Annotated in this window: 8 protein-coding genes and 1 pseudogene; 4 read left to right on the forward strand and 5 right to left on the reverse strand. The window is 43.1% G+C overall.

The annotated features are described in order from the left end of the window. Positions 1–264: 264 nt before the first annotated feature. Entirely contained in the window at positions 265–783 is a 519-nt protein-coding gene (locus AB6D07_RS18785; RefSeq protein WP_017103912.1) for an NUDIX hydrolase, read from the reverse strand. A gap of 370 nt (positions 784–1,153) precedes the next feature. Here AB6D07_RS18785 and AB6D07_RS18790 point away from each other — a divergent pair, with 370 nt between their 5' ends. Then, positions 1,154–1,408, forward strand: a complete 255-nt coding sequence (locus AB6D07_RS18790; protein WP_009845615.1) for a DUF333 domain-containing protein — start codon at positions 1,154–1,156, stop codon at positions 1,406–1,408. Between the two features lie 211 nt (positions 1,409–1,619). Here the strand turns inward: AB6D07_RS18790 and AB6D07_RS18795 are convergent, their stop codons facing one another. Then, entirely contained in the window at positions 1,620–2,498 is an 879-nt protein-coding gene (locus tag AB6D07_RS18795) for a YdcF family protein (protein WP_017103913.1), read from the reverse strand. A 359-nt stretch (positions 2,499–2,857) separates the two neighbouring features. Between AB6D07_RS18795 and AB6D07_RS18800 the strand changes: the two genes are divergently transcribed. From AB6D07_RS18800 to AB6D07_RS18810, 3 genes are all read left to right on the forward strand, one after another. Then, a complete protein-coding gene (locus tag AB6D07_RS18800) occupies positions 2,858–4,228 on the forward strand; it encodes an L-serine ammonia-lyase (RefSeq protein ID WP_017103914.1) in 1,371 nt (456 codons plus the stop codon). Positions 4,229–4,812: 584 nt separating this feature from the next. Further along, the gene (locus AB6D07_RS18805) at positions 4,813–6,291 is read left to right on the forward strand and encodes a peptide MFS transporter (RefSeq protein ID WP_029222987.1); all 1,479 of its coding nucleotides are present in this window, start codon (positions 4,813–4,815) and stop codon (positions 6,289–6,291) included. Positions 6,292–6,494: 203 nt separating this feature from the next. After that, positions 6,495–7,277, forward strand: coding sequence for a siderophore-interacting protein (locus tag AB6D07_RS18810; RefSeq protein WP_017103379.1), 783 nt, complete (start codon positions 6,495–6,497; stop codon positions 7,275–7,277). Between the two features lie 114 nt (positions 7,278–7,391). Here AB6D07_RS18810 and gntR read toward each other — a convergent pair whose 3' ends face one another. From gntR to AB6D07_RS18825, 3 genes and pseudogenes are all read right to left on the reverse strand, one after another. Further along, positions 7,392–8,393 carry a gluconate operon transcriptional repressor GntR gene (gntR, locus tag AB6D07_RS18815; RefSeq protein WP_029222988.1) on the reverse strand — a complete coding sequence of 334 codons (1,002 nt, stop codon included), beginning with the start codon at positions 8,391–8,393 and terminating at the stop codon, positions 7,392–7,394. 310 nt (positions 8,394–8,703) lie between these two features. Beyond that, positions 8,704–9,435, reverse strand: coding sequence for a dipeptidase PepE (gene pepE, locus AB6D07_RS18820; protein ID WP_012600367.1), 732 nt, complete (start codon positions 9,433–9,435; stop codon positions 8,704–8,706). Between the two features lie 24 nt (positions 9,436–9,459). Then, positions 9,460–9,666: pseudogene (locus AB6D07_RS18825) on the reverse strand (peptidase T); the annotation flags it as partial. Positions 9,667–9,950: the final 284 nt, after the last annotated feature.

A 9,950-nucleotide genomic window follows, 5' to 3' on the forward strand; every position in this document is an offset into this window, starting at 1 on the left:
ATTACAGTCAGAATGAAACGGTCTTTTCTTCAAAATAAGAATCAATTTGATGAGAGGTTAGTCAACTTGAAAGTCTGTTAGATAAGGAAACGTTCTATGCTGGTTGGAAACGGATAGGTTGTTTACGGACTGGAGGCGTTTTGCTTAAAACTAAAATTACGATGGGTTAGCTCAACTAAAGGAGGGAGGAATTATTGTTGGTTCATGGTGAACAAAACTGTTTAAAACATTCTACTTTTAAACAGTTTTGATTTATTAAAAGGGTTACAGCATTTCCTTTGCGATTAGATGCAGCAAAAAGGTTTCACGTTCAATGCTCATGCCTTTTTTAGGGCTCTCAACCATGGTCTTTTCGTTGTGAGCGATCGCTTCATGGATATTCATCCACACCGGTTTCATCCCGTTTTTCACTTCGTAGTCTTCGTAAGCTGTTTCGCCAAGCTCACGATCACTCTTGCATGAGTAGCAGTAAGAAATCATGTGCATTATATCCGCGTCATCTTTATACCAAGGACGAAACTCTTCAAAAATACCGAACGGTTTAATACTGTGAATGTTCTTCGCACCCGTTTCTTCTTCAAGCTCACGGACCATACCTGCGATCACATCTTCACCGTCATCCAAACCACCACCAGGAATGGTGTAGTCGTGATAACGCTCTGTATAAAGCATCAAAATGTCTTCGCCATCTAACACAATCGCACGTGCAGCATTGCGCTTATATACCGTCTTATTGTCTAGGTGATCGATATCAGGGTGAATAGTGGTTTTTAGGTGTCTCATGATTCTGACTGCTCTACTGAATTTGGCGGCATCATATCATAATCATCAATAGATTCGACGTTCTCCGTCCCCTGAAAGAACACATAACCTCTGCTTTTGAACGCTGTTCCCCCACTGCTATCTAGTAGAAATAACCATCAAGTAGCACCTTATTGACGGAGGCCGGTCCTGTTGGAGCACCAGCTATGCCAGCATGATCAAACACTCAAAAAGCAGTTAAAAATAGCGAAATATCAACCTATTTCAATATCTTGACCAAATTAGAACAACCTTTTCTGAAATCTAAAATATACTAGTTTCATAGAGCTTCTAATCTGGTTCTGTAGAACTTAACGCATTCGATTATAGAGTTATCACGTAGGAGATAAACATGAAGAAAATTGGTTTGATGGCTGTATTTGCCGTTGTGTTGGGCGGTTGTGCAAACGACTATGCAGAATATAGCGAAGGCCAACGTGTTTCAGTGGCTAACCCTGCTGCGGTTTATTGTGTTCAACAAGATGGTGAATTAGACACCGTAACTGAAAACAATCAACGCACTACTTATTGTGTATTTGATGACGGTGAGCGTATCGAGCAGTGGGAATACTACCGCAACAACCATGAGCAAAAAGAAGAAAGCTAAGCTGCGACATCGTGAACTATTGACGTCACACCTATACACGACGTTAACCCTTCACGAATGCCACCCAATCAAATCACATGACATTAGGTAAACTGTTCGCTATCGAGCGGTCGGTTTACCTTACTATACACATCAACTTTACATACACATCACCTTTATACACAAAGCACCTTTTGGCTACCTACCTGTATGACTAATATTGGTGTTTTCGCTATCTCCACCAGCGATGTGTGTGATCTAATTCTGGATCTAAATAACGATTCAATAAAGTCAGGTTGGTATCGAGCAATGCTAGGTACTCCCTAACTTTTTCTATGCCGATTCCGACTGGGGTATTTTGGATGCAGGTCTCCAACACTGGAAGCAAGCTTTCTACGATATCAAAATGAGATGAACGCCCAACTAACTCCTTTGCCGCTAACAAGGCTTCCAAAGACAACCTTTCTGGCTCTCGTCTTACTGAATCCAAATCCCTCTTAAATGCACCCACAGAGACACCTTCAAGATAGACTCGGTAGGTCGTCAGCGCATCCATTAACAGAAACAATTGCCCTTGCTCTGTTTGATGAGGGTATGGCACTGCGACATGAGCCTCTCGCTGAGGATCTATTTGTAGTTCCACTCCAAGTGCAGAGCACTTCTCGACCAAAACCTTAAGCAAACCTTGCTCGTCCATCAGCGATTGAATCTCGAAGATACGTTGTAAGTGGTAGTCATTAGAAACGAACGTCACCGTCACACTCTGCCCGCGTGTAAACAGCCCACTTTCAATCATCTCTGAGGCCAAGTTTTGAATGTTCTCAACCGTATTTGTCGAATGCTGCTCAAGTAAAACCGCCCCTATGGGAAACGGATACTCACGTTGATTTTCAAGCTCTCGAAAATACTCGTGCATCATATCGGCTTCAGAAACGGTTTGGCCTTGTGTCACCCCACCACAGAACGCCACAGCCGTTTTCTGGTTCGACTCTTCAGCCAAAGGCCCAGCCAGATACTCAACTAAAGCATCAACTCGACTGATTCCTTCATTAGTCAATTTATTCTCATTAAGTCGCTTACCTAGCACAATAAGGAGGTGAATAATGCTCATTTTATGTTCAAGTCTCGTTTTAGTGATTAGATGGAGTGAATTATGTATACAATACTTATTAACAAAAGTATTTTGAAATTCTTACATGTTGCTATCAATAATGCTCACTATTGATAGCAACATCTCGGGTCATACAAGAATAGACGTGTCGCTTTAAAGCAAACATAGCACGCTCTTGTATTTCATCGCTCTATGCTTGCTCAACACGAGTTTCAATAAAAGAGACCTTTAAAGCAAAGAGCCAGCTCAATCGAATAACTGTTTCAGCCAAAGAACAGGTTCACTCACAGAAGTGGAACTAACGAAATACAAATTTTACACAGAGTTCGTTCATCGAACCGTCTTCACAGGAAGTTACTATGCTGTCTATTTTTGATATCTACAAAATTGGGGTTGGACCGTCCAGCTCCCACACAAATGGACCAATGATCGCTGGGTTTAACTTTACCCAAAAAATTGATGCTCAGCTTACACAAGTAGAGCGTATTCAAATCGACTTATACGGCTCGTTATCATTAACGGGTATTGGTCACCATACAGACAGAGCAACCTTATTAGGTTTACTCGGCAACCGCCCCGACACCATTAAAATTACCAGTGCTAACAAAGCAATGCGTAAAGCAATTGAAGATAAGTCTCTACTGGTTAGCGGTAACCATGAAATTCACTTCGACGTAGAAAGCGACTTGCTGTTCCATAAAACCAACCTTCCGCTGCATGAAAATGGCATGACCATCTCTGCTTTTGACGCAAGCGGTAGTCTTTTAGAGATGGAAACATATTACTCAATTGGTGGTGGCTTTATCGCAACCGCTGATGAGCTACAAAATGGCAAGCAAGAAGCGAAAACGCAAGTTGAGTTCCCTTTTACTTCTGCTGACCAGCTACTTGAATTATCAGAGCAACAAGGACTTAGCCTTGGAGGCTTAATCCTGCGTAATGAAGTGTCTTTCCAAGGTATGGATGTGATTGACCAGAAAGCCGACCAAATCTGGAAGGTGATGTCTCTGTGCATGCAGCGAGGCTTCGACACCGAAGGCATCCTTGATGGCGGTCTTGAAGTGACGCGTCGAGCCCCTGCTCTTTTGAAAAAGCTTGAGGCCAATGCTTCAATTGAAAACGATCCAATGGAGATCATGGATTGGATTAACCTATTTGCCTTTGCTGTGAGTGAAGAAAACGCTGCGGGTGGACAAGTCGTAACATCGCCAACTAACGGAGCGGCTGGCGTTATCCCTGCGGTACTAATGTACTACCACCGCTTCATCAAAGAGCTAGACACCAAGCAGTTGAAAGACTTTTTAGCAGTCTCTGGCGCTATTGGCATCTTGTACAAAACCAACGCTTCGATTTCTGGTGCAGAAGTGGGTTGTCAGGGCGAAGTTGGCGTGTCTTCATCAATGGCAGCAGCAGGCTTAACCGCCCTACGCGGTGGTAGCAACGAGCAAATCTGTATTGCAGCTGAAATCGCTATGGAACACTCACTAGGCATGACATGTGATCCGATCGGTGGTCTTGTTCAGGTGCCATGTATCGAGCGCAATGCAATGGGCGCAATGAAAGCCATCAACGCATCACGTATGGCGCTGAAACGCACCAGTAAGTGTCTTATCTCGTTAGACAAGGTTATCGCAACCATGTACCAAACAGGTAAAGACATGAACAAAAAGTACCGTGAAACGTCCTTAGGTGGCTTGGCCGTGATCCACATGGCTCCTCCTTGTGAATAACCGCGAATACCAATCACAGTAAGTAAGTGATCATAAATAGCGCAGGAAAAAGGCTCAAGAACAAGGCGGCTCTTCTCGATAAGAAGTTTCGATAAGTAGTTATTCTACAATCAAAATTTCTAACGCAGTTATTGAGCGTTTTAACAAGCTAGGATGACCAGCTATTTACTACGATTGGTATAAAACACGAGTCGAGAAAGCCGCTGTAGAGACGACATTCTCGTAAACGTCGTTTTCGATACCCAAACAGAGCCAGCCACCAAGCTGGCTTTTTTATTGGCTAAAATCCAACAGCTAGTTGAAAGTGATACTCACTTGAATATTTTACAAGATTACCACCCGTAACTTTCCTTTCTTGGCTCGCGGATTAGCAACAAATAAACCTGACCGACATTTACACAACCATCCACTAGCAAAATCTAATATTGCATATTTAACGCATGAGAAAAATGAATCGCCCGATAAGAAAAGATATAGAGAGCAAAGTAACGAACACAGCAAATGTTTCATTTTATGTATTGCTATTAATGATATTATAATTGGGTAATTACACTACATATCAACACAAATGTGAGAATAAAATAATGTGGAATAGATTAAACAAATCAATGATGTTCTGCCAGATGATGTTCGGACTTTCGTTCTATGGCGTCATGGTGATCTTGACTCGTTTCTTCCTTGAAGATCTGAACTACAACGAAGCCGACACCATGATGGTTGTTGGTGCTTTCTCTGCAATCGGGCCGCTATTTGCTATCGCAGGCGGTTTCATCGCCGACAAATTTTTAGGCGCATACCGATCATTGACCATTGCCTTTCTCGGATTCGCAAGTGGTTACGGTCTACTAGTACTCGGTGCCGCAGCGACTAATGTTCCAATGGCATTATGTGGTATTGCTTTAGCGAGTTATGCGCGTGGTTTGATGTCCCCTTCTTACCCAAGTCTTTACAAACGCACGTTCAAAACTCAAGAAGATTTCGAAAATTGCTACCCAATCAACTACTCAGTAAACAATATTGGTGCTCTATTAGGTCAATACTTGTTCCCAATGCTAGTGCTAGTTGTCGGTTTCCACGGTGGCTTCCTTCTTTCAGGTGTTCTAGCCGGTGCTGCACTTCTGATGATGCTCTTTGTTCGCAAAGGCCTTGTTGAAGCAAGTGCTGAAATCGATCAACAACCAGTTAGCACGAAAAACTGGGCTGCGTTCCTCGGTCTTTCTGCTGCAATGATTGGCTTGGTATTCTTCATGTTTTCTAACATGGATATTGGCCAGAACATCGTTTACGCGATCGGCGCGGCAGCAATCATCTACTTTGTCTCTTTGATGATGAAATCGAAGAAATCAGACATGCTGAAAATGGGTACTATCTTAATCATCACATTCCTGACGACATGCTTCTTCGTGTACTACGGCCAAATGATGACGTCGATGACAATGGTAGCGATCAACACAATGCGTGGCGATCTACTGGGCTTCATCCCTGTAGCCCCAGAAGCTTCAATGGCAATGAACCCACTTTGGTGTATGGTTGCAGGCCCTATTATTACGGGTATCTTCTCTAAGCTAGAAAAGAAAAACATTCACTTCTCTACCGCAACCAAAGTAGGTTTCTCTTTCATTCTGACGGCGATCGCTTTCGGTATCTTAACGATGGCAGTAACGACCGTAGGTGAAGATATTCTGATTCGCCCTGAAGTGTTCTTAGCAATCCACTTCTTCCTAGCATTTGGTGAAGTTATTGTTGGTTCTATGGTTGTAGCCTTCATTCTGTCTGTTGCACCTAAGCACATCGAGAACTTCTCAGTAAGCTTATTCTCTGTAGCAATCGCAATGTCAGGTATTGTTGGTGCCGTATTCTCAACGTCTATTGCACTTGAGAAAGGCCAAGAGATCACACAAGAGATCGTTCAAACGGTTTACGGTGATTACTTCCAAATGCTGACTGTTCTAGCGGTTGTAATGGTGGGTATCGCAATGGCAGCATCGTTCATTATTCGTAAGATGCTAGACGCAGCGAAAGCCGCAGATGAGACGATTGAACTAGAGCAAGCAAACAGCTAATTCTGCTCACGTTAAATAGCTATAACACTTCAAGCCCTCTAGTTTTCTAAAGGGCTTTTTTGTCGGTATGGATGCCAGGGTAAATAGATTGGTGATTCAAGTTACGTTGCGCTGTGTAAATCAAAGTAAATGATAACTATTAGTATTGAGTGTTTTTTAGTTCAGGATTATGATGTCGGAATCAAAACCTAAGAGAGCCTTATATGAGCAAGCCTAGCCCTATCACATTAACTGTTACTCAAACCTCAACCATTACACCGAACATGCAGCGTATAACGCTTAGCGGTGAAGGATTAAGTAAGTATCCAACCGAATGTGCCGGCGGCTACATCAAGCTTTTGTTCTCGCCACTCGGCACCACTGATTTGAGCCAACTGAACGAAGGTGAGCGCCCAACCATGCGCACTTACACCATTCGTCAGTACAACCCTTCAGAGAAGTTTATTGAGGTTGATTTCGTTCGCCACATCACTACAGATTTGCAGTGTGGTTTTGCAGCAAGGTGGGCAATGAACGCGAAAGTGGGTGACACAGTTTCAGTGGCTGGCCCAGGTTTAATTCAAGGACTTAACCTAGAGTCAGACTGGTTCTTCTTAGTTGCAGATATGACATCCCTACCTGCGCTTTCTGCAAAAGTAAAATCGCTTCCAGAGCACGCCGTAGGGCACGCCATCATCCAGATCAATTCAGCAGCAGATAAACAAACGCTTGAAGCACCTCAAGGTATAAAAGTCACTTGGTTAATTGAAGATGAAACTGAAGAAACACTTTCACAAACGGTTCGCAATTCAGAATGGTTAGACGGTCAGGTTTCGATTTGGACAGCGTGTGAATTTGAAAGCATGCGCGAGCTGAGACAATACTTCCGAAACGAAAAAGAAGTCGCGAAAGAGAACATCTACATCAGCAGTTATTGGAAGCGTGGCGTCACTGAAGACGGCCACAAAGTGTTGAAGCAACAAGATGCTCAAGCTTTAGCGGGTTAAGTCTGTTACTACATACATCTTTTGCCAGATAAATAAAAAACGCCCTTAGCGAAGTTCGTCTCGTTAAGGGCGTTTTAGTTTGAGCCCGATGAAGATCAAAGCTGACATGTAAAATTAGATACTCTCACCCACTTCAATCTCGTAGCCAAGATCTAGCTTCGCCACCCATTCTTTGTTGCCTTGTAGACGCGCTACAACTTGCTGTGCAGCGACTTTACCGATCTGCTCCCTTGGTGTTACTACAGTCGCTAAACGCGGCGTCATCGCCACTGTGATGTCGTGTCCGTGGAAACCCGCAATCGCCATCTTCTCGGGAACTTGAATACCACGTCGTACGCATTCGTAAAAAGCACCAATCGCTAAATCATCGTTGGTACAGAAAATACCATTCACTTCAGGGTGCTTATCAAGTAACTCACCAATCAGTTTTGCGCCTAAAGTAAACGAGGACGCGTCTTCCGTTTGCAGCGTTACTGGCGTTTTATCGGCTTCTTGCATCGCATGCTCATATCCCGCCATTTTCAAGCGAGTACGTTCATCCATTCGAGCAGCCAAATAAGCGATATTGGTACGCCCTCGATCGAGCATGGTTTTAGTCATCGCTCTAGCCGCTTCAAAGTTATCAAAGCCCACTGCTTGTTCAATACGGGGAGACACCGAATCCATAATTTCAATCACAGGGATAGAAACAGTCTGCAGCATTTTACGCGCTCTATCTGTGTGCACATTTTCTGACAGGATAATCGCGTCAACGTTGTAAGAAAGCAGTGAAGCGATGCTTTGCTCTTCCAGTTCTGCGCTATAGCCATAGTGGGCAATCATGGTTTGGTAGCCTGCAGGCGCGGTGACTTGTTCAATGCCACGGATAACTTCGGCGAAAACTTGGTTAGTTAACGAGGGAACAAGAACACCGATAGCATTGCTTTTTGCGTTAGAAAGAATGTCTGGCGCACGATTAGGGATGTAACCTAACTCGTCGACTGCAGCGCTGATCTTATCTCGCAGTGCTTCTGATACCTGTGAAGAGTCTCTTAGACAGCGACTGACGGTCATTTTGGTGACACCAACTAGGTTGGCAACATCTTGTAATGTGGGACGTTTTTTCTTACTTAGCATACTGACAGCATCATGGTTACGATTAATGTTACTGGTAACATAGTAACGAATTTCGACTACTTTAGAAGAACTAAACACCTAAAACTTGATATCAGATCATAAACACACACGTCGCTTTGCCACCAATAAAACTAACAATACTTATTTTCGAAGACGATGTTCAATAAGTTCTCAACTTACACTTGATGTGTATATTACGTATTAAAAACCCCAACCTTGGATGATCAAGATTGGGGCTTGGTTTAACCCATTGCAATTGCGTACATAGCCAACCCCTATTAAGAGGCAGTAGCCTGTCTCTATTCGTTACCTAGCAACCGATGTCCATCAAGAATGCAAGATCGCTGTCCGCCGTGAACGTTTCAGCAAGTTGACCATGCTTAAAGAGCTTCATTGGCTTGCCTGTCGCGGTGTGATACGTTAATTTTCCTTCACACACTTGCAGCATCGTCCCTTCAGGGATACCAACAACGACTTCACTTGGGTTCATGCACAAGAACTCTTCAATACGTTCATCACGTGTTTCGCCCATATGCCCAGAAATGGATGCTTCTATATAGTGAGGGTTAATCTGAAATGGCACAAAATTAAGCGCAGGCAAGATAGCAGCACTGACAATTGGCATATCATTAGTAGTACGGATCGTTGGGGTTGCGACATTTGTTCCCGCACTCCAACCAATAAACAGCTTACCTTTGTTGATCACAGCATCACGCATCGGTGTTACCAAGCCTAGGTCGTGAAGCATACGGTTAAGTACCCACGTATTACCGCCACTAATGATGATACCATCAACCTCTTTCAAGGCTTGCACTGGGTCTTCGGCTTCATGAATACTCACCACTTCGCAATCATATTCATCGAACACTTGCTGTAATTGCTGCGTGCGATCCGAGTATTGCCCTCGAATCATTGCGAATGGAATAAACAACATTTTTTTAGGCTGAGTCTTTTCCATCATTGGACGAATCCACTCTTTACCATACTCCAAAAGTGATGTGTCACCTGGTAACTTACCGTTACTAAATAGCATTACATTCATTACAACCTCACTACAATTTGCAAATTTACTATATATTATTTTGATATTCTCTTGAACTACAGCACTTGCCGCTTTCAAAGACTCTACGGGTAAGTATTCATAAATTGAGGGGAAGTAATGTGCGCCAGTAAACAAGTTCGGAAAAGGAATGACCTTTTGAGATAAAACAGTTCCGTCATAACCATAACGCGAAGGAAGTGTACGCATTTCTATTCCAGTATTATTGGAATAATCGAAATCATTAAACATCTTTTCAATTTGGGGAAAACTTTTCTAAAACAGCCATGAAGTAATGAAGGGAATCTATTATCCCCACAACCAAAGGTGCGCAACCTATGATAGTCATGTTGAGATGATGGTCATACGTTATGGTGGCGTCAGTAGTTAATAGATTTATTCAACACTGTTGACATGTTTGTTTTGGTTTAAAACGAATAAAAATAACGCCCTCTTATTTGAGTAATGCCGTTCGGATAAGCATTATTGCTTGAACCTGAACGGATATTTGGCTGGGA

Source organism: Vibrio sp. 10N.239.312.C11, from assembly GCF_041466065.1.
GTDB lineage: Bacteria > Pseudomonadota > Gammaproteobacteria > Enterobacterales > Vibrionaceae > Vibrio > Vibrio tasmaniensis_A.

Bases quoted from the DNA above. Each gene is read 5' to 3' on its own strand.
- AB6D07_RS18785 (WP_017103912.1), bottom strand. From the start codon at position 783: ATGAGACACCTAAAAACCACTATTCACCCTGATATCGATCACCTAGAC.
- AB6D07_RS18790 (WP_009845615.1), top strand. From the start codon at position 1,154: ATGAAGAAAATTGGTTTGATGGCTGTATTTGCCGTTGTGTTGGGCGGT.
- AB6D07_RS18795 (WP_017103913.1), bottom strand. From the start codon at position 2,498: ATGAGCATTATTCACCTCCTTATTGTGCTAGGTAAGCGACTTAATGAG.
- AB6D07_RS18800 (WP_017103914.1), top strand. From the start codon at position 2,858: ATGCTGTCTATTTTTGATATCTACAAAATTGGGGTTGGACCGTCCAGC.
- AB6D07_RS18805 (WP_029222987.1), top strand. From the start codon at position 4,813: ATGTGGAATAGATTAAACAAATCAATGATGTTCTGCCAGATGATGTTC.
- AB6D07_RS18810 (WP_017103379.1), top strand. From the start codon at position 6,495: ATGAGCAAGCCTAGCCCTATCACATTAACTGTTACTCAAACCTCAACC.
- gntR (WP_029222988.1), bottom strand. From the start codon at position 8,393: ATGCTAAGTAAGAAAAAACGTCCCACATTACAAGATGTTGCCAACCTA.
- pepE (WP_012600367.1), bottom strand. From the start codon at position 9,435: ATGAATGTAATGCTATTTAGTAACGGTAAGTTACCAGGTGACACATCA.